Here is a 19,047-nt window from a genome sequence, read left to right on the forward strand (position 1 = left end):
GCGTCAGCGGGTGCGGTCGAGCGGAGCGAGCCGCTCGAGCACCCGCCGCGACAGCGCGACGAAGTCCGCCCGCGACATGGTCATGTCGCGGTCGGGTGCGAAGCCGAGCTGCGAGACGGCGGTCCCGTCGCGCACGATCGCCATCAGGAACGGGAACGACTGCCGGTCGTTGAGCTCGATCGTCAGCGACCACGCGCTGAGGTCGCTCGTCCGCGACGAGGAGGAGACCAGCTCGGTCACGCTGGTGCCGAGGTTCGCGCGGCCGCACTGCCGGATGCGGTCGCGGACCTGGTCGACGAAGGACGAGGCCCTCGCCGGGGCCATCGAGCCGACCGTCTGGGTGAGTCCGAGCTGGTTGGCGCTGGGCGTCTCGGGGAAGAGGAAGGTGCGGGTCAGCGCCTTGCTGATGCCCTTGCCCTGGAACGTCGTTCGGTCGCAGCGTGTCGCGGCGTAGTTCGTGCGTGCCCGCTCCGGGTCGGTGCCCACCCAGGGGCCGCGGACCGCCGCGACCGGCGGCAGGTCGACGACCGACAGCAGGCCGGGCGGCGTGCCGATGGCGAGCGGTGCCGCCGTGCGCGCGCGGGCGCGACCGGCGCAGCTGCCGGCGCCCTCGGCCCCGCAGAGGCCGTTGACGGCCGCGGCGAGGCCGGTGACCGCCGCCTTGTCCGGGACGGCCCGGCCGTTGCTGCGCACGACGGTGGTGACCACGAGGCTCCCGGTGCGGGCGACGCCCACGTCGATGCTGCTCGGCACCTTGCCCCACGAGCGGAGTTGGAAGGTGCGCGCCTGGTCGCCGACCCGCTCGACCGTGCGGGTGGAGACGAGCTGGGTGCGCGGGTCGATGCACCCGGCGAACCACAGCGACGCGGTCTCGAACGCCCGACCGGCCTGCTTCTCGTTCTGCGACATCTCGACCATCTGCACCGCGCGGGCCTCGACGCCGCCGGCCCGGCCACGGTCCTGCTCGCGGCGCGCCTTGCCGCTCGGCCGCTGCTGCGCGCGCGCCGCGGAGCCCTCCCAGGTCCGGGCGAGCGCGGTGACGCCGTCCGGGTCGGCGAACCGCTCGCGCTGGCACGGGGCGAGCAGCCCGTTGCCCGTGAGGTTGTCGGTCGTGCCCGTCTCGGCCCAGTCCAGCCCGGGACCGAAGCGGTCCACCTGGTCGGTGGTGAACAGGGCCGCCTCGCTGATGATCTCCTCGCCCGCGCTGACGGGCTCCGGGGCGTGCACGGTGACGCCGGCCTGCGCCTTCTCCTCGCTCAGGCTCGTCGGCTCGGCGCCGGCGCCGGTCGCCACGAGCGACCCCGAGGCCAGCAGCGCGGCGGTGGCCAGCGCGGCGCCGATCACAGTGTGCGTACGACGTCGCGCGGCGCCCGACCGCCGGACCACCGTCGCGCGGGGCCAGCGGATGTCGGCCAGCGGGACCGCCAGGTCGTGCAGCAGGCGGGAGATCTCCGTCGTCGGCACGTCGCGGTGCAGCGAGAACTGCGAGCTGGCGGTCTGGAGCTCCCGCTCGGCGTCGAGCCGGGGGAGGCCGACCTCCCGGGCGAGCTCGTTGAGCGTCAGCGCGGAGAGGCCGTTGAGCACGAGCAGCTCGCGCTGGCGGGCGGTGAGCTTGGACAGGGCGTCGAGGGTGCTGCGCACCTCGGGGTCGAGCGACTTGTCGCGGTGCCAGATCCGGGCGGTGTGCCGGCGCCGGGCGCGGCGCAGGGCGAGCCGGCGGACGTAGCCGTCGCGGTCCTCGAGCTGGCCGACCTTGCGCCAGTGGTGCCAGGCGACGACGAACGCATCCCGGACCGCTGCCCGCGCGGCCGGCGCGTCGCCGGTGAGGGCGTACGCCTCGTGCAGGAGTCGGGTGCGGGTCTCGACGTAGTAGGCGTCGAAGGTCTCGGGGCTCCTCATGACCGCTCCACGGTACGGGAGTGCCCGACGCCGCGCACATCCCTCCCCGGCCCGGACGGGGCGGCGTGGGAGCACGATCTGCCCGGGCGCCCGGGGCAGGATGGGAAGGCCATGACGTCGCTGCTCACCCGTCCCGACCACGTGCGGGCCGATGCTGCCCGGCAGCGACCGCTGGTGCTGGTCGCCACGCTCGGCGGGGTGCTCGCCGCGCTGGGACCGCTCGTGGTGCTGCTCGCGGTCGGCGTGATCGGGTGGTTCGCCTCGGACGCCGGCGTGCACGGCGCGCCCCGCGACGGGATGCGGGTCGCTGCGCTGGCCTGGCTGGCCGGTCACGGCTCCGGCGTCACCGTGCTCGGGGCCCGGATCACGATCGTCCCGCTCGGCGTCACCGCGCTCGCCGCCTGGTCGATGTGGCGGCTCGGGCACCGCGTCGGTGACGCGGTCTCCGGCCACGGCCCCGACGCCGACCGGATCTCCGACGGCGAGCGCGACCTCACGGTGCCGACCGCGATCACCCTGTTCTTCGCCGGGTACGCCGTGGTGGCCGTCGTCGTGGCCGCCCTGGCCGCCGGCAGCAGCGCCGCCCCGTCCGTGCCGCGCGTGCTCGCCTGGACCCTCCTGCTGACGGCGTCCGTGGCCGCGCCGGCGATCGCCGTCGGCTCCGGGCGCGCCGCCATCTGGACGTCGTTCGCGCCCGCGACCGTCCGGGCCGGCGCCGCCGTGGCGGGCGCCGTGCTGTCGCGGCTGCTCGCCGTCTCCGCCGTGCTGTTCCTCGTGGCGCTGGTCGCGTCCTTCGACGAGGCGGCCACGATGACCTCGCGCCTGCACCCGAGCCCCTCCGAGGCCGCCCTCTACGCGCTCGTCAACGCCGCCTTCCTCCCCAACGCGGCGCTCTTCGCGGCCTCGTGGCTGCTGGGGCCGGGCTTCGCGGTCGGTGGCGCCACCCTCGTCTCGCCCGGTGCGGTGGTCCTCGGGCCGCTGCCGGTCGTCCCGCTCCTCGCCGCCCTTCCCGCCGCAGGCACCCCGGCCGGCTGGACCGGCGTCCTGATGGCGCTGCCGCCGCTCGTGGCGGCCGTCGTGGCCTTCCGGGTGCTGCGCCACCGGCTCCTCACCTGGGACCAGGTCGCCCTGGCCGGGTGCGGGGGCGGCCTGGTCGCCGGCGTGGCGCTGGCGGTGCTCGCCTCGGTCTCCGGTGGCGCCGCCGGTCCGGGCCGGATGCGGTTCGTCGGGCCGTTCACGCGCGACGTGCTCGTGCACGCCGTCACCGCGTGCGGCGTCGGCGCCCTCCTGGGGGCCTCGGTGGTGTCCCTCCTCCTGTGGCGCGCGGCTCGGACCCGCACCGACGCGGCAGGGGACTGACGGGTGGGAGCTGGTCACGGCCACGGCGAACGGTCCTCGCTCGGACCCGCGCCTCGGCGGCTGCGGGTGCTGGTGGGCCTGCTCCTCGCCCCGCTGGTGCTCGCGACCCTCGTCGGCCTCCTCGCGCTGTGGCCCGACGGCGACCTGGAGATCAGCGGCCCGGGGGTCGACGTCGAGCGCGGCACCGCCCGGGTCCAGGAGATCATCGGCTGCCCGCAGGACGTCGACGTGGACGGGTGCGAGCTGGCCCGGGTGGAGCTGCTCAGCGGCCCGGGCGCCCCGGCCGAGGCGGAGGCGCTGCTGCCCTACGGCGACACGGCGCCCGAGGTCGTGCCGGGGGACCGGATCATCGTGTCGTTCACCGAGCAGGCGCCGGAGGGGCAGCAGTACGCCTTCCAGGACTTCGACCGGGGCCCGCCGCTGCTCACGCTGACGATCCTCTTCGCCGTCGGCGTCCTCGCGCTGTCGCACTGGCGCGGCATCGGCGCCCTCGCCAGCCTGGCGTACTCCCTCGTCCTGATCGCCGTCTTCACCCTCCCCGCGATCATGGAGGGCTCGCCGCCGCTGGCGGTCGCGGTGACCACCGCCGCGGCGATCATGCTCGTGACGCTCTACCTTTCCCACGGCTTCGACCTGCGCTCCACCGTCGCGATGCTCGGCACGCTGGTGGCCCTCGTGGTGATCGGTGGCATCGGCTGGGTCTTCACGCGGGTCGGCCACTTCACCGGCCTGGTCGACGAGGGCAGCCAGTACATCTCCGGCATCGCCGCGCAGGTCGACCTCCGCGGCCTGCTGCTCGCCGGCCTGGTGATCGGGGCGCTGGGGGTGCTCGACGACGTCACGGTCACCCAGACCTGGGCCGTGTGGGAGCTCGCCGACGTCGACCCCGACGCGAGCGCGCGGTCGCTCTTCGTCCGGGCGATGCGCATCGGGCGCTCGCACGTCGCGTCGACGGTGAACACCCTCGTCCTGGCGTACGTCGGAGCGACGCTGCCGCTGATGCTCGTCTTCTCCGCGCTCTCGCTGCCGTTCGAGATCGCGGTCAGCCAGGAGGTGGTGGCGCAGGAGGTCGTGCGCGGCCTCGTCGGCGGGCTCGGCATCATCGCCGCGGTCCCCGTCACCACCGGGATCGCCGCGCTCGTCGCCGGCCGCCTGGCGCGGGACCGGTCGGCGCGGGACCGGTCGGCGCGGGACCCGTCGACGCGGGACCCGTCGGCGCAGGACCGGTCGGCGCGCAGCGGACCCTCGCACCGCGCCTGAGGCGTCGCTCGCCCTAGACTCCCGGCGTGAGCCAGCCCGCCCGCCTCGTCGTCCTCGTCTCGGGGTCCGGCACCAACCTCCAGGCCCTGCTCGACGCGTCCGCCGACCCGGCGTACGGCGCCCGCGTGGTCGCGGTCGGCGCCGACCGCGAGGACATCGAGGGCCTCGCGCGCGCCGAGCGGGCCGGGGTGCCCACCTTCGTCCGCAAGCTGTCGGACTTCGAGACCCGCGAGGGCTGGGACGCCGCGCTGACGACCGTCGTGGAGCGGTTCGAGCCCGACCTGGTGGTCTCGGCGGGGTTCATGAAGCTGCTGTCGCAGGAGTTCCTCGACCGGTTCCTCACCCTCAACACCCACCCGGCGCTCTGCCCGGCGTTCCCCGGCATGCACGGGCCCCGCGACGCGCTCGACTACGGGGTCAGGGTGACCGGGGCGACCCTCTTCGTGGTCGACGCGGGCGTCGACACCGGGCCGATCGTGGCCCAGGTGCCTGTCGAGGTGGCCGAGGACGACGACGTGGCGTCCCTCCACGAGCGCATCAAGACCGCCGAGCGCGCGATGCTCGTCGACGCGGTCGGCCGCATCGCCCGCGAGGGCATCGCCGTGGAGGGCCGCCGGGTTCGCATCGGCGGCGGTCGTCGGTAGGCTGCGCGCACACGACTGGCGCAGGTGGGCCACCACCGGGGAGTGACGCGCGGGAGCATCGAACGCCTGGGTGCCCCGACTCGAACCGACCGAGGAGTCCCGTGTCCGACCACGCTTCGAACGACGCCCCCGAGCACCGCATCCCGATCCGCCGCGCCCTGGTGTCCGTCTACGACAAGACCGGCCTCGACGACCTGGTCCGCGGCCTCCACGACGCCGGCGTCGAGCTCGTCTCGACCGGTGGCTCGGCGGCGCTGATCGCGTCGCTGGGCCTGCCCGTGACGCGGGTCGAGGACCTCACCGGCTTCCCCGAGTGCCTCGACGGCCGGGTCAAGACGCTGCACCCGCGCGTGCACGCCGGGATCCTCGCCGACCGCCGGCTGGACTCCCACGTCGCCCAGCTCGAGGAGCTCGGCGTGGAGCCGTTCGACCTCGTCGTCAGCAACCTCTACCCGTTCACGCAGACCGTCGCCTCCGGCGCGAGCCCGGACGAGTGCGTGGAGCAGATCGACATCGGTGGCCCGTCCATGGTGCGGGCCGCGGCGAAGAACCACCCGAGCGTCGCGATCGTCACCTCGCCCGCGGCGTACGACGCCGTGCTCGCCGCCGCGGCCGCCGGCGGCTTCACGCTGGCGCAGCGGCAGCGGCTCGCCGCCGAGGCGTTCGTGCACACCGCGACCTACGACGTCCACGTCGCCTCCTGGATGGGCAACGTGCTCACCGACACCAGCGACGGCACCGGCTTCCCCGCCTGGATGGGCGCGACGTGGGACCAGCAGGCGGTGCTGCGCTACGGCGAGAACCCGCACCAGTCCGCCGCCCTCTACTCCAACGGCTACCTGCCCGGCGGTCCGGGCCTCGCCCAGGCGACGCAGCACCACGGCAAGGAGATGTCGTACAACAACTACGTCGACGCCGACGCGGCCCGCCGGGCGGCGTACGACTTCGACGAGCCCGCGGTCGCCATCATCAAGCACGCGAACCCGTGCGGCATCGCGGTCTGCGCCGACGACGTGCCCGACCCCGTCGCGGTGGCGCACCGCAAGGCGCACGAGTGCGACCCGGTCAGCGCCTTCGGCGGCGTCATCGCGACCAACGTCCCGGTCTCGGTGGCGATGGCCGAGCAGGTGGCCGAGATCTTCACCGAGGTGATCGTGGCGCCGGGCTACGAGGACGGCGCCATCGAGGCGCTGCAGGCCAAGAAGAACATCCGGATCCTGGAGTGCCCGCCGCTGGCCCGCGGCGGCGCCGAGACCCGCGCGATCTCGGGCGGGCTGCTGCTGCAGCAGCGCGACGTGCTGTCCGCCGAGGGCGACGACCCCGCCTCGTGGACCCTCGCCACCGGTGAGGCTGCCTCGGAGGAGGTGCTCGCCGACCTCGCCTTCGCGTGGCGCGCGTGCCGTGCGGTGAAGTCCAACGCGATCCTCCTGGCCGCAGGCGGGGCCTCGGTCGGCGTCGGCATGGGACAGGTCAACCGCGTCGACTCGTGCCGCCTCGCGGTGGAGCGTGCGGGGGAGCGGGCCGCGTCGGCCGTCGCCGCGTCCGACGCGTTCTTCCCCTTCGCCGACGGTCCGCAGATCCTCATCGACGCCGGCATCAAGGCCATCGTCCAGCCGGGCGGCTCGGTGCGTGACGCCGAGGTCGTCGCCGCCTGCGAGGCGGCCGGGGTGACGATGTACCTGACCGGCGCACGGCACTTCTTCCACTGATGGCCGGCCTCCCTAGGATGACGCCCGTGACCGCACAGACCCTCGACGGCGCCGCCACCCTGTCGACCATCAAGGCCGAGCTCGCCGAGCGGGTGGCCGCGCTCCGGTCCAGGGGAGTGACGCCGGGGCTCGGCACGGTGCTCGTGGGCGACGACCCGGGCTCGCACTGGTACGTCGGCGCCAAGCACAAGGACTGCGCCGAGATCGGCATCACCTCGATCCGGCGCGACTTGCCCGCCACGGCGACCCAGGCCGAGGTCGAGGCGGTCATCGACGAGCTCAACGACGACGACTCGTGCACCGGGTTCATCGTCCAGCAGCCGACCGGTCTCGACGAGTTCGCGCTGCTCTCGCGCGTGCGCCCCGACAAGGACGTCGACGGCCTGCACCCGGTCAACCTCGGCAAGCTGGTCCTCGGCGAGCCCGGCCCCCTGCCGTGCACGCCGGTCGGCTCGATCGAGCTGCTGCGCCGCCACGGCGTGGAGATCGCCGGCGCCGAGGTCGTGGTGGTCGGTCGCGGCATCACCGTGGGCCGCCCGCTGGGCCTGCTGCTCACCCGTCGCTCGGAGAACGCCACGGTCACGCTGTGCCACACCGGCACCCGCGACCTGGGCGCCCACGTGCGCAGGGCCGACATCGTCGTCGCCGCCGCCGGGGTGCCGGGGATCATCACCGCCGACATGGTCAAGCCCGGCGCTGCCGTGCTCGACGTCGGCGTCTCCCGCGTCGACGGCAAGGTCACCGGCGACGTCCACCCCGACGTGTGGGAGGTGGCCGGCTGGGTCTCGCCCAACCCCCGGGGCGTGGGTCCGATGACCCGGGCGATGCTGCTGACCAACATCGTCGAGATCGCCGAGTCCGTCCGGTCCTGACGATGGCCGAACCCGACAACACCGACCGCGGCGGACACATCGAGCCGCCGGAGTCGGTCCCGCCCGTCTCGGCGGAGCCGGTCGACCCCGAGGAGCCCCGCCGCTACCCGTCCACCATCGGGGGCGCGTTCTACCTCGTCGTCCTCGGCGTCGTCGCGGTCGCCATGGTGATCGTGGCGCTCGACGAGTGGCGCACCGGCATCCGGCTCATGGGCGGGGCGCTGATCGGGGCGGCCGTCGTCCGCCTCGTGCTGCGCCGACGCGACGCCGGCATGCTCGCCGTACGCCACAAGGTGCTCGACGCGCTGGTGCTGCTGGTCCTCGGCGGGGCGCTGATCTTCCTGGCCGGGTCGATCCCGGACCAGCCGGGCTTCTGAGGGCGCCCCACCTCTGAACCCTGGCCCCCGGACGCGCGAGCGGTGCGTGGTGCAGGTTCTCGGGGTGCGGAATCTGCCTCACGCACCGCTGCGGGGGCTGAGCCCGCCGCCGGACGCAGGTGCGGTGCGTGGTGCAGGTTTCCGAGGTGCTGAACCTGCCTCACGCACCGCTCCGGGGCTGGGGCCGCCGCCGGACGCAGGTGCGGTGCGTGGTGCGGGTTTCCGAGGTGCTGAACCTGCCTCACGCACCGCTCCGGGGGCTGAGTCCGCCCCGGACGGGGAAGCGGTGCGTGGTGCAGGTTCTTGAGGTGCGGAACCGGCCTCACGCACCGCTGCGGGGGCTGAGGACCCCCTTCAACGCACGAGCGGTGCGTGGTACAGGTTCTCGAGGTGCAGAACCTGCCTCACGCACCGCTCCGGGCTGAGAGGCGGGCTGAGAGGGGGCCGAGAGGGGGCTGAGCGCGTCAGATCAGGCCGAGCTCGGTGACCGCGTTGCGCTCGTCGGCCAGCTCGGCGGTGGAGGCGTCGATCCGGCCGCGCGAGAAGTCGTTGATCTCCAGGCCCTCGACGATGGACCAGTCGCCCCCGGAGGTGGTGACCGGGAAGGACGAGACGAGGCCCTCCGGCACGCCGTACTCGCCGTTGGAGACCACGGCCATCGAGACCCAGTCGTCGGCGGGGGAGCCGAAGAGCCAGTCGCGGGCGGCGTCGATCGTCGCGGAGGCGGCCGAGGCGGCCGAGGAGGATCCTCGGGCGTCGATGATCGCCGCGCCCCGCTTGGCGACGGTGGGGATGAACTCGTTCTCGAGCCACGCCTGGTCGTCGACGAGCTCGGCGGCGTTCTGGCCGTTGACCTCGGCGTGGAACAGGTCGGGGTACTGGGTGGCCGAGTGGTTGCCCCAGATCGTCATCTTCTTGATGTCGCTGACCTTGGCGCCGGTCTTGGCGGCGAGCTGCGAGATCGCCCGGTTGTGGTCGAGGCGGGTCAGCGCGGAGAACCGCTCGCGCGGGATGTCGGGCGCGTTGCTCATGGCGATGAGGGCGTTGGTGTTGGCCGGGTTGCCCGTGACGCCGATGCGTACGTCGTCGGCCGCGACCGCGTTGAGCGCCTTGCCCTGCGCGGTGAAGATGGCGCCGTTGGCCGAGAGCAGGTCACCGCGCTCCATGCCGGGTCCGCGCGGGCGCGCACCGACGAGCAGGGCCAGGTTGACGCCGTCGAAGATCTTCTCGGCGTCCGAGCCGATCTCGACGCCGGCGAGACCGGGGAACGCGCAGTCGTCGAGCTCCATCACGACGCCCTCGAGCGCCTTGAGGGCGGGCTCGATCTCGAGCAGCCGCAGCTCGATCGGGCGGTCCCCGGCGAGCGCGCCGCTGGCGAGGCGGAAGAGCAGGCTGTAGCCGATCTGGCCGGCAGCGCCGGTGACGGCGACCTTGAGGGGTTCGGAGGTCACGGTGGTTCTCCTCGTGAGTGTGCGGGAGGCGGGACGTCTGTCCCGCTGACGCTAGCAGCGGGGGGCGGCTGGCATGCTGGCGCCCATGACGAGGGCGCTGCGAGCCGTACGCCGCGCCCGCGGGTCGGCGGCCGTCGCCGCGTCGCTGGTGGCGGCGCTGGCCGGAACGCTGTCGGGCTGCGCGGGGATCGGGCAGCCGGCGCCGTACGACTCGCCGGGCATCAACGGACTGGTGATCCCCACGCCGACGATCGATGCGGGCGACTTCGTCGAGGTCGTCGACAACCCGTGGCTCGCGCTCGAGCCGGGCGCGGAGTGGACCTACGACGCGGTCGACGCCGGCCGGAGGGTCGGCTCGATCGAGGCCGCGGTGCTCGACGGCACGACGGCGGTCGCCGGGCTGGCCGCCACGGGAGTCACGACGACGACGGACATCGAGGGCGCACGAGAGACGGCGACCCGCTACTACGCCCAGGACGAGGACGGCAACGTCTGGCTGGTCGGCGTCGACGCCGACCGCCCGGGGGGAGACGTCAGCTGGCGCGCGGGCCAGGGCGGTGCCCAGGCCGGGCTCGCGATGCCGGCGGACCCCCGGCTCGGCGACGGCTGGCTGACGTACGACCTGCCCGGGCTGCCCCGCGCGAGCACCACGATCGAGCAGCGCAGCCGCGACCTGGTGCAGGCGCGGGTCGCGGAGACCGGCGCGCCCGACGACGGGACGGACGACGGGACGGACGACGGCGGGACGGACGACGGGGCCGGCGCCGCGACCCGCACCGTCTACGAGAAGGGGGTCGGCCTCGTGAGCGTCGAGGACCTCACGGCCGGCTGGACCGCTGCGCTGAGGGACTGAGGGACTGACCCCGGGTCAGTCGGGGCGGCGCACCTGGGTGCGGCCGTCGTCGTCGCCGTCGGGGTTGCCCCAGTGGCCGGGCGCGCTCTGCTGCCCGGGGTGGCCCGGCTGGGCCGGCTGCTGCGGCGGGGCGCCCCACTGGCCGGGCTGGGCGGGCTGCTGCTGCGGGGCGGGCTGCCCCCACTGCGGCGCGGACTGCGGCGTGGGCTGCGGCGTGGACTGCGGCGCCGGCTGCGGCGGCCCGTAGGTCGGGTCGGGCTGCTGCGCGGGCTGGCCCCACTGCTGCTGCGGGGGTGCACCCCACGCGGCGCCGGGCTGGCCCCAGCCGCCCTGCTGGCCCTGGTTCCACTGGGCCTCGTAGTTGCCCGGGACGTACTGGTTCTTCCGGCCGCCGCCGAAGTTGAGCCCCGAGCCGGCGACCGGCTCGGCGCCCTGGCCGAAGAGGATCGGGTAGGTGAGCCCCGCGATCGCCGCGCCCACGAGCGGCGCGACCACGAAGAGCCAGAGCTGGACGATCGCGTCGGTGCCGGCGTAGACCCCCACGCCGATGGAGCGGGCGGGGTTGACGGAGGTGCCGGTCGCGCTCATCGAGGCGAAGTGGATCATCGCCAGCGCCAGGCCGATGGCGAGCGGACCGAGCGCGACGTTGACCTCGTTGCGCCCGTCGGTCACGGCCAGGATGACCCAGAGGAAGATCGCCGTCAGCAGCATCTCGAGCAGGAGCGCGGCCCACCACGCGTAGCCCGAGCCGGTGTCCCCGAAGGAGTTCTGGCCCATGCGGCCCTCGGCGTTGAAGCCCTCGAAGCCGTGGTTGAGCCCGAACAGCGCACCGCCGGCGAGGAGGCCGCCCAGCAGCTGGGCCGCCATGTAGATGCCGACCTGGTTCCAGGGCAGGCGGCCGCCCAGCACGGCGCCCAGCGTCACGGCGGGGTTGAAGTGGCCGCCCGAGATGCGCCCGACGGCGTACGCCATGACCACGACCGTGAGTCCGAAGGTGAGGCCCGTCGCGACGTAGTCGCCACCGCTCATCAAGAAGGCGCCGCAGCCGAAGAACACCAGCACGAAGGTGCCGAGCGTCTCTGCCGTGAACTTCTGCGCGGTGGTCGGTGTGTCGTCGACGGTGCTCATCGCGATTCCCCCTCGGAGTCAGTGGTCGCGCCCGGCGACCACGGCGACTCTAGCGGCGTGGTTGCAGGGGTGCGAGGGTAGTGAAGTCGCCACCCGGTCCTGCGTCAGGTATCTTGACGTCAAGAGGTTTGCCCAGGATCAGATCACGATCTACAGGAGCTGTCGTACCCATGGCCAAGATCATCTACACCCACACCGACGAGGCGCCGCTGCTCGCGACGTACTCGTTCCTCCCGATCATCGCCGCCTACGCGAGGACCGCGGGTGTGGACGTCGAGACGCGCGACATCTCGCTCGCCGGTCGCGTGATCGCGCAGTTCCCCGACCGCCTCACCGACGAGCAGCGGATCTCCGACGACCTCGCCGAGCTCGGCGAGCTCGCCACCCGGCCCGAGGCCAACATCATCAAGCTGCCCAACATCTCCGCCTCGATCCCGCAGCTCAAGGCCACGATCGCCGAGCTGCGGTCGCAGGGCTACGACCTGCCCGCCTACCCGGAGAACCCGCAGACCGACGAGGAGCGCGACGTCCGCGCCCGCTACGACAAGGTCAAGGGCTCCGCGGTCAACCCGGTGCTCCGCGAGGGCAACTCCGACCGGCGCGCGCCCGCGTCGGTCAAGAACTACGCCCGGTCCCACCCGCACTCGATGGGCGCGTGGAGCAGCGACTCGAAGACGTCGGTGGCGACCATGGGTCACGACGACTTCCGCAGCAACGAGCAGTCGGTCGTCGTCCCCGACGACGACGCCCTGTCGATCGTGCACGTCGGTGCCGACGGCCAGGAGACGGTGCTCAAGGACGCCCTGCAGGTGCTGGCCGGCGAGGTGGTCGACGCCACCTTCATGAGTGCCGCGCGTCTCGACGAGTTCCTCGAGGCCCAGGTCGCCCGGGCCAAGGCCGACGGCGTGCTGTTCTCCGCGCACCTCAAGGCCACGATGATGAAGGTCTCCGACCCGATCATCTTCGGCCACGTGGTGCGCGCCTACTTCGCCGACGTCTTCGCGCAGTACGGCGAGGAGCTGGCCGCTGCCGGCCTCTCCGCCAACGACGGGCTCGGTGCCATCCTGGCCGGCCTCGACTCGCTCGACAACGGCGCCGAGATCAAGGCGGCCTTCGACAAGGGCCTGGCCGAGGGCCCGGCGCTTGCGATGGTCGACTCCGACCGCGGCATCACCAACCTCCACGTGCCCTCCGACGTCATCATCGACGCCTCGATGCCGGCGATGATCCGCACGTCGGGACAGATGTGGAACGCCGACGGCGAGCAGCAGGACACCCTCGCGGTCATCCCCGACTCCTCCTACGCCGGCGTCTACCAGGCCGTGATCGACGACTGCCGGACCCACGGCGCCCTCGACCCCGCCACCATGGGCTCGGTGCCCAACGTCGGCCTGATGGCCAAGGCGGCCGAGGAGTACGGCTCGCACGACAAGACGTTCGAGATCCCGGCCGCGGGCCGCGTCGAGGTCCGCAACGGCGCGGGCGAGGTGCTCATGTCCCACGAGGTCGAGGCCGGCGACATCTGGCGCGCCTGCCAGACCAAGGACGCCTCGATCCGCGACTGGGTCAAGCTCGCCGTCACCCGCGCCCGCGCCAGCGCGACGCCCGCCGTGTTCTGGCTCGACGAGACCCGCGCCCACGACGCCAACCTCATCGCCAAGGTGCGCGAGTACCTCGCCGACCACGACACCGACGGCCTCGAGATCGACATCATGGCGCCCGCGGCGGCCACGACGTACTCCCTCGAGCGGATCCGCCGGGGCGAGGACACGATCTCGGTCACCGGCAACGTGCTGCGCGACTACAACACCGACCTCTTCCCGATCCTCGAGCTCGGCACCAGCGCGAAGATGCTCTCCATCGTCCCGCTGATGAACGGCGGCGGCCTCTTCGAGACCGGCGCCGGCGGCTCGGCGCCCAAGCACGTCCAGCAGCTGGTCAAGGAGGACTACCTGCGCTGGGACAGCCTCGGCGAGTTCTTCGCGCTCGCCGCCTCGCTCGAGCACCTCGCCGGCTACGCCGACAACGCCCGCGCGAAGATCCTCGGCGACACCCTCGACAAGGCGACCGAGACCTTCCTCAACGAGGACCGCTCGCCCGGGCGCAAGCTCGGCACGATCGACAACCGCGGCTCGCACTTCTACCTCGCCCTCTACTGGGCCGAGGAGCTGGCGAAGCAGACCGACGACACCGACCTCGCCGACGCCTTCTCCGCGCTCGCGACCACGCTCCGCGACAACGAGCAGAGGATCGTCGACGAGCTGCTCGCGGTCCAGGGCAAGCCGGCGGACATCGGCGGCTACTTCCGGCCCGACCCGGAGAAGGCCACTGCGGTGATGCGCCCCTCGGCCACCTTCAACGAGGCGATCGCCTCGCTGGCCTGAGCACGGCCGACCGCACGCACATGGTCACGGGAGAGCAGGGGCTGCCGCGCGCGCCCCTGCTCTCCTCGCTCTCCCTGGTCGCCGGCAACCTGTCCCCGCTGTGGGCGGTGCGGGCCGGTCACATGTCCGTCGGCGACGTGTTCGTCACCTACTGGATCGAGAACCTCGCCTACTGGGTCATCACCATCGTCAAGGTGCGCACCGCGCGCGGCCCCGGTGCGGCGAGCCGGGTCCGGATGACCGTCAACGGCAAGCCGGTGGACGCGTCACGTCCGGGCGCGCTGGCGTCCTTCTTCGCCTTCCACTACGGCATCTTCACCCTCGTCCACGGGGTGTTCGCCTTCGCGCTGGCGTTCCTCGCCGGCGGCGAGCTGCACCCGGCGACGTGGGTGCTCGCAGGCCTCGCGCTGGCGCTCAGCCACCTCGGCTCGCTCTGGCTCAACTGGTTCGACGGCGGCGAGCGCTGGCGTGTCTCGCCCGCCACGGCGATGTGGCAGCCCTACCCGCGGATGCTCGTGCTGCACGTCGCCATCATCGTGGGATTCGGGCTCACCCTGCGCTCCGTGGGCTCCGCCGACGCCCCGAGCGGACTCGAGGAGCTGGCCCCGGTGCTGCTCCTGCTCGGCTCGAAGACCGTCGTGGACCTCGGCCTGCACCTGTGGGAACGCCGACGCGCCGGCTCGCCCGCCGCCGCCGCGGCCGCGTGATCTCGGCCACGAACGGGGCGACCGCCGGGTCCCACGGGAACAAAACCGGTCCCGCCGGCCCTTGCGGGAGGTGATGACCACGACTGCCGAGACCCCCGCCCCGCCCGTCCCCGACCTCGACGTCCCGTCGGTCACCGCCCGGCACTTCGCCCTCGCGGTCCTCGCCCTCGCGATGGGCGGCTTCGCGATCGGCACCACCGAGTTCGTGACGATGGGCCTGCTGCCGCAGATCTCGGCGGGTGTCAACGTCTCCATCCCCACGGGCGGCCACGTGATCTCGGCGTACGCCGTGGGCGTGGTGGTCGGCGCACCCGTGCTGGCGTTCCTCGGTGCCCGCCTGCCGCGCCGGGCGCTCCTCGTCGCGCTGATGGCGGCCTTCGCCGCCGGCAACGGGCTGAGCGCGCTCGCCACGTCGTACGAGCAGCTCATGGTGGCGCGCTTCGCCGCCGGCCTGCCGCACGGGGCGTACTTCGGCGTGGCCTCGCTCGTCGCGGCCAGCATGGCGCGGCCCTCGCGCAAGGGCCGCGCGGTCTCGCAGGTGATGCTCGGGCTGTCCGTGGCCAACGTGATCGGCGTGCCGGCCGCGACCGTGCTGGGCCAGGAGCTCGGCTGGCGTGCGGCGTTCTGGACGGCGTCCGGGCTCGCGTTGCTGACGCTCGCGCTGGTGGCCTGGTTCGTCCCCTCCGTCGCAGGCGACGGCGAGGCGAGCGGCCGCCGCGAGCTCGCCGCCTTCCGGCTCCCGCAGGTGTGGCTGACGCTGCTGGCCGGCGCGATCGGCTTCGGCGGGATGTTCGCCGTCTACACCTACATCGCCCCGGTCGTCACCGACGTGGGCGGGCTGGGGGAGCGGTCCGTGGCCGTCTTCCTGCTGTCGTTCGGGCTCGGCATGGTCGCCGGCACCTGGCTGGCCGGGATCATGGCCGACTGGTCGATCTTCCGCTCGCTGATCATCGGCGGCACCGGCATGGCTGCCACGATGCTGGCCTTCTGGCTCACCGCGCCGCACGGGTGGGCCGCGCTGCCGGTGGTGTTCCTCGTGACCACCCTGGGGTCGGTCCTCGTGGTCAACCTGCAGCTGCGCCTGATGGACGTCGCAGGCGACGCCCAGACCCTCGGTGCCGCGTTGAACCACGCCTCGCTCAACATCGCCAACGCCCTCGGCGCCTGGCTCGGCGGCCTCGTGATCGCCGCCGGCTGGGGCCTGCGCGCCCCCGCGCTGGTGGGCCTGGCGCTGTCGCTGGCAGGCGTGGCCGTCCTGCTGGTCTCCGCGCGGCTGCACGTCCGCGAGCAGGACGCCACGGCCTGACCCCGGCGCCGTTCCCCACCGGGAGCGGCCGTCCGGATCCGTCTCGGGCGCGGGCGAGCGGTCGTGACGTGCCAGTGATTTCCGTGCATGTTGCGTGGAGTTAACACGGGCGGAACTCTTGTGTAGCGCGCGTTTGTAACGATCCAATCCATGACGGGTAGACCAGCCACCCGCAATCTTCCGGAGGGGGAGTCATGGTGGACGAGAACAAGATCGCGGCCGAGATGGAGCGTCGCCGGCAGTTGGCCGACCGCAACGTCGCCGACGTGGTGAGCCTGCTGGAGCGCCGCCAGGAGCTGCGCGGGATCTACCCCGCGGCGGACCTCGTCGCCGAGAACGTCGGCTGGGTCGTCTGAGGGGCTGGCCCGCCTACCGGTCGCACCGCTCCCCCCGGACCCCGTCGAGCAGCGGGCGGGGGCGGTGAGAGACTGGGCCGCATGTCGACCACGCCCGCCACGCGTCCGCGGGTCCTCTCCGGCATCCAGCCGACGGCGGACTCGTTCCATCTCGGGAACTACCTCGGTGCGCTGCGTCAGTGGGTGGCGCTGCAGGAGGAGTTCGAGCCGTTCTACTTCATCGCCGACCTCCACTCGATCACCGTGGAGCAGGACCCCAAGGTGCTGCGGGAGCGGACGCTCGTGTCGGTGGCCCAGCTCGTCGCCGCGGGCGTCGACCCGGCCCGCGCCACGATCTTCGTGCAGAGCCAGGTCCCCGCGCACACGCAGGCCGGCTGGGTGCTGCAGTGCCTCACCGGCTTCGGCGAGGCCCGGCGGATGACGCAGTTCAAGGACAAGTCCGCTAAGGCCGGTGAGGGCGCCGCGAGCGTCGGGCTGTTCACCTACCCGATCCTCCAGGCCGCCGACATCCTGCTCTACCGGCCGCAGTACGTCCCCGTCGGCGAGGACCAGCGCCAGCACCTGGAGCTCACCCGCGACCTCGCCAACCGGTTCAACCACCGGTACAAGAAGACGTTCCGGCCGCCGGAGCCCTACATCCTCGAGTCGACGGCCAAGATCTACGACCTGCAGATCCCCGAGAAGCAGATGTCGAAGTCGATCGGCGGCCAGGGCTGCGTGTGGGTGCTCGACGAGCCGCAGGTGCTCACCAAGAAGTTCCGGTCCGCGGTGACCGACTCCGAGACCGAGATCCGCTTCGACCGGGAGGCCAAGCCGGGCGTGAGCAACCTGCTCACCATCCACTCGGCCCTGTCGGGGGAGAAGGTCGAGGCCCTCGTCTCGGCGTTCGAGGGCCGCGGCTACGGCGACCTCAAGTCCGAGGTGGCCGAGGTCGTCCTCCAGACCCTGACGCCACTGCGCGAGCGCACGCGCGAGCTCCTCGACGACCGCACCGAGCTCGAGCGGATCCTGGCGCAGGGAGCGGAGCGCGCGGGTGCCGTGGCGGCGGCGACGCTGGGCGACGTCTACGACCGCGTCGGCTTCCTGCCCGCGGCTGCCCGGGACCGGTGACGTGCCGACCATCGGCGTGGCCATCGCGATCCCCGAGCCGTGGGCGAGCGAGCTCCAGGACTACCGCACCGGCATCGGGGACGCCACGGCGGCGCAGATCCCCACGCACATCACGCTGATCCCGCCCACCGAGGTCTCCGACGACCTCGACGAGGTGACGACGCACCTCGCCGAGGCCGCCAGCACCGTGGCGCCGTTCGACATCCACCTCCGCGGCACCGGCACGTTCCGCCCGGTCTCGCCGGTCGTGTTCGTCACCGTGGCGGAGGGGATCTCCTCCTGCGAGATGCTGGCGGGCGCGGTGCGCCGGGGGCCGCTCGCGGTCGACCTGCACTTCCCCTACCACCCGCACGTGACCATCGCGCACCACCTCGACGACCGCACGCTGGACCGGGCCTTCGAGGAGCTCGCCGACTTCGAGTGCCGTTTCACCGTCGGCTCCTTCAGCCTCTACGTCCACGACGAGCACGCCGGCTGGCGACCCACCCACCGGTACGAGCTGGGCTGAGCGGTGTCCGTCGTCCCCGCAGCCAAGGCCCGGCTGGCCCGCGTGCGCGAGCGCCGGCCGTTCATCGACCACGTGGTGCGGATGGTCGAGCACTACGGCGACGTCAACGGCAGCGCCCTCGCCGCCGCGGTGACGTACTTCGCGTTCCTCTCGTTCTTCCCGCTCCTGGCGCTGTCCTTCGCCGTCATCGGCTACGTCTCGCGGGCCTACCCCAACGCCGACGAGGACCTCGTGACGGCGATCAACGACGTGCTCCCGGGCATCATCGGCAACCGGGAGGGCCAGCTCCCGCTGTCGACGTTCCAGGACAACGCGCCCGGCATCCTCAGCGTCGGCATCCTGGTGGCCCTGTACTCCGGGCTCGGCTGGCTGTCCGGGATGCGCACCGCGATCGTCGCCGTCTTCGAGGAGCCGGAGCGCGAGCAGCCGAGCTTCGTCGTCGGCAAGGTGCGTGACCTGCTCGCGCTGATGACCCTCGGGTCGGTGCTCATCGTCAGCGTGGCGGTGTCGGGTGTCGCCACGAAGGTCGCCACCCCGATCCTCGACGCGCTGGGGCTGGGCCTGGGCGCCGAGCCGCTGCTGTGGCTGCTGGCGCTGGCGCTCGGCCTCGCCGCCAGCACCGTGCTCTTCTTCTCGTTCTTCAAGGTGCTGGCCGCCCCCGACGTGCCGAGCCGCTCCCTGTGGTCCGGCGCCGTGCTCGGCGCCGTGGCGTTCGAGCTGCTGAAGCAGCTGTCGACGTTCCTGCTGCAGGGCACGCGCGAGCAGCCGGCCGTCCAGGCCTTCGGGATCGCCCTGATCCTCGTCGTCTGGATCAACTACTTCTCCCGCGTCGTGGTCTACTCCGCCGCCTTCGCGCACACCTCGCCCGAGGCCCGCGCGGCCCGGGAGGCGCGGATGGTCGCCGACCAGATGCCCGAGGGCCCGCAGATCGACCTCGCGGCCGCGGCCGCCGGCGTACGCCAGCCGTCGTCGGGATCCGCCGCGTCCCCGTCCGCCTCGCCGAGGGCGGCCTTCGCCGCCGGCGCGGGGGCGATGCTGGGGCTGGTGGCGCTCGTACGCCGGCGCCGCCCCTGACCGTCCCTCGGGCGGTGCGTGGCGCATGTTCTGCGCTCTCGGAAGCTGTC

Annotated in this window: 17 protein-coding genes and 1 riboswitch; of the genes, 14 read left to right on the forward strand and 3 right to left on the reverse strand. The window is 73.2% G+C overall.

The window, feature by feature from the left end:
- Nucleotides 1-3: 3 nt before the first annotated feature.
- Nucleotides 4-1,899 carry a SigE family RNA polymerase sigma factor gene (locus tag J3P32_RS12505; RefSeq protein WP_210440088.1) on the reverse strand — a complete coding sequence of 632 codons (1,896 nt, stop codon included), beginning with the start codon at nt 1,897-1,899 and terminating at the stop codon, nt 4-6.
- Between the two features lie 111 nt (nt 1,900-2,010).
- Between J3P32_RS12505 and J3P32_RS12510 the strand changes: the two genes are divergently transcribed.
- From J3P32_RS12510 to J3P32_RS12535, 6 genes are all read left to right on the forward strand, one after another.
- On the forward strand, nt 2,011-3,258 hold the full coding sequence (locus tag J3P32_RS12510) for a cell division protein PerM (RefSeq protein ID WP_210440089.1): 1,248 nt from the start codon (nt 2,011-2,013) through the stop codon (nt 3,256-3,258).
- 3 nt (nt 3,259-3,261) lie between these two features.
- Entirely contained in the window at nt 3,262-4,518 is a 1,257-nt protein-coding gene (locus tag J3P32_RS17890; RefSeq protein ID WP_210440091.1) for a YibE/F family protein, read from the forward strand.
- A gap of 26 nt (nt 4,519-4,544) precedes the next feature.
- Nucleotides 4,545-5,162: a phosphoribosylglycinamide formyltransferase gene (gene purN, locus J3P32_RS12520; RefSeq protein ID WP_210440093.1), complete on the forward strand. Its 618-nt coding sequence runs from the start codon at nt 4,545-4,547 to the stop codon at nt 5,160-5,162.
- Nucleotides 5,163-5,164: 2 nt separating this feature from the next.
- Nucleotides 5,165-5,241, forward strand: a riboswitch (ZMP/ZTP riboswitch).
- Nucleotides 5,242-5,263: 22 nt separating this feature from the next.
- Entirely contained in the window at nt 5,264-6,871 is a 1,608-nt protein-coding gene (gene purH / locus J3P32_RS12525) for a bifunctional phosphoribosylaminoimidazolecarboxamide formyltransferase/IMP cyclohydrolase (RefSeq protein WP_210440095.1), read from the forward strand.
- A gap of 26 nt (nt 6,872-6,897) precedes the next feature.
- A complete protein-coding gene (locus tag J3P32_RS12530; protein ID WP_210440097.1) occupies nt 6,898-7,743 on the forward strand; it encodes a bifunctional methylenetetrahydrofolate dehydrogenase/methenyltetrahydrofolate cyclohydrolase in 846 nt (281 codons plus the stop codon).
- A 2-nt stretch (nt 7,744-7,745) separates the two neighbouring features.
- Entirely contained in the window at nt 7,746-8,120 is a 375-nt protein-coding gene (locus J3P32_RS12535; RefSeq protein ID WP_210440099.1) for a DUF3017 domain-containing protein, read from the forward strand.
- Between the two features lie 464 nt (nt 8,121-8,584).
- Here the strand turns inward: J3P32_RS12535 and J3P32_RS12540 are convergent, their stop codons facing one another.
- Nucleotides 8,585-9,571, reverse strand: coding sequence for a malate dehydrogenase (locus J3P32_RS12540; protein ID WP_210440101.1), 987 nt, complete (start codon nt 9,569-9,571; stop codon nt 8,585-8,587).
- Between the two features lie 85 nt (nt 9,572-9,656).
- On the opposite strand from J3P32_RS12540, the gene J3P32_RS12545 reads away from it, so the two are divergent.
- Complete coding sequence (locus J3P32_RS12545) at nt 9,657-10,424, forward strand: DUF952 domain-containing protein (protein ID WP_210440103.1); 768 nt, start codon at nt 9,657-9,659, stop codon at nt 10,422-10,424.
- A 15-nt stretch (nt 10,425-10,439) separates the two neighbouring features.
- Here J3P32_RS12545 and J3P32_RS12550 read toward each other — a convergent pair whose 3' ends face one another.
- Nucleotides 10,440-11,552: an aquaporin gene (locus J3P32_RS12550; RefSeq protein ID WP_210440105.1), complete on the reverse strand. Its 1,113-nt coding sequence runs from the start codon at nt 11,550-11,552 to the stop codon at nt 10,440-10,442.
- A 170-nt stretch (nt 11,553-11,722) separates the two neighbouring features.
- On the opposite strand from J3P32_RS12550, the gene J3P32_RS12555 reads away from it, so the two are divergent.
- From J3P32_RS12555 to J3P32_RS12585, 7 genes are all read left to right on the forward strand, one after another.
- Entirely contained in the window at nt 11,723-13,936 is a 2,214-nt protein-coding gene (locus J3P32_RS12555) for an NADP-dependent isocitrate dehydrogenase (RefSeq protein WP_210440107.1), read from the forward strand.
- A 20-nt stretch (nt 13,937-13,956) separates the two neighbouring features.
- Complete coding sequence (locus J3P32_RS12560) at nt 13,957-14,643, forward strand: DUF6498-containing protein (RefSeq protein ID WP_210440108.1); 687 nt, start codon at nt 13,957-13,959, stop codon at nt 14,641-14,643.
- Between the two features lie 73 nt (nt 14,644-14,716).
- Nucleotides 14,717-15,949, forward strand: coding sequence for an MFS transporter (locus J3P32_RS12565; protein ID WP_210440110.1), 1,233 nt, complete (start codon nt 14,717-14,719; stop codon nt 15,947-15,949).
- Between the two features lie 194 nt (nt 15,950-16,143).
- On the forward strand, nt 16,144-16,305 hold the full coding sequence (locus tag J3P32_RS12570; protein ID WP_210440112.1) for a hypothetical protein: 162 nt from the start codon (nt 16,144-16,146) through the stop codon (nt 16,303-16,305).
- Between the two features lie 81 nt (nt 16,306-16,386).
- A complete protein-coding gene (gene trpS, locus J3P32_RS12575; protein WP_210440113.1) occupies nt 16,387-17,415 on the forward strand; it encodes a tryptophan--tRNA ligase in 1,029 nt (342 codons plus the stop codon).
- 1 nt (nt 17,416) lies between these two features.
- A complete protein-coding gene (locus J3P32_RS12580; protein ID WP_210440114.1) occupies nt 17,417-17,923 on the forward strand; it encodes a 2'-5' RNA ligase family protein in 507 nt (168 codons plus the stop codon).
- Nucleotides 17,924-17,926: 3 nt separating this feature from the next.
- Nucleotides 17,927-18,997, forward strand: coding sequence for a YihY/virulence factor BrkB family protein (locus J3P32_RS12585; protein ID WP_307861680.1), 1,071 nt, complete (start codon nt 17,927-17,929; stop codon nt 18,995-18,997).
- The last annotated feature ends 50 nt before the right edge of the window (nt 18,998-19,047 follow it).

The sequence above is a fragment of the Nocardioides xinjiangensis genome (assembly GCF_017916385.1).
GTDB classification, from domain to species: domain Bacteria; phylum Actinomycetota; class Actinomycetes; order Propionibacteriales; family Nocardioidaceae; genus Nocardioides; species Nocardioides xinjiangensis.

Excerpts from the sequence above, each read along its gene's own strand:
- J3P32_RS12505 (WP_210440088.1), bottom strand. The coding sequence starts at position 1,899 with ATGAGGAGCCCCGAGACCTTCGACGCCTACTACGTCGAGACCCGCACC.
- J3P32_RS12510 (WP_210440089.1), top strand. The coding sequence starts at position 2,011 with ATGACGTCGCTGCTCACCCGTCCCGACCACGTGCGGGCCGATGCTGCC.
- J3P32_RS12535 (WP_210440099.1), top strand. The coding sequence starts at position 7,746 with ATGGCCGAACCCGACAACACCGACCGCGGCGGACACATCGAGCCGCCG.
- J3P32_RS12545 (WP_210440103.1), top strand. The coding sequence starts at position 9,657 with ATGACGAGGGCGCTGCGAGCCGTACGCCGCGCCCGCGGGTCGGCGGCC.
- J3P32_RS12550 (WP_210440105.1), bottom strand. The coding sequence starts at position 11,552 with ATGAGCACCGTCGACGACACACCGACCACCGCGCAGAAGTTCACGGCA.
- J3P32_RS12555 (WP_210440107.1), top strand. The coding sequence starts at position 11,723 with ATGGCCAAGATCATCTACACCCACACCGACGAGGCGCCGCTGCTCGCG.
- J3P32_RS12560 (WP_210440108.1), top strand. The coding sequence starts at position 13,957 with ATGGTCACGGGAGAGCAGGGGCTGCCGCGCGCGCCCCTGCTCTCCTCG.
- J3P32_RS12565 (WP_210440110.1), top strand. The coding sequence starts at position 14,717 with ATGACCACGACTGCCGAGACCCCCGCCCCGCCCGTCCCCGACCTCGAC.
- J3P32_RS12570 (WP_210440112.1), top strand. The coding sequence starts at position 16,144 with ATGGTGGACGAGAACAAGATCGCGGCCGAGATGGAGCGTCGCCGGCAG.
- trpS (WP_210440113.1), top strand. The coding sequence starts at position 16,387 with ATGTCGACCACGCCCGCCACGCGTCCGCGGGTCCTCTCCGGCATCCAG.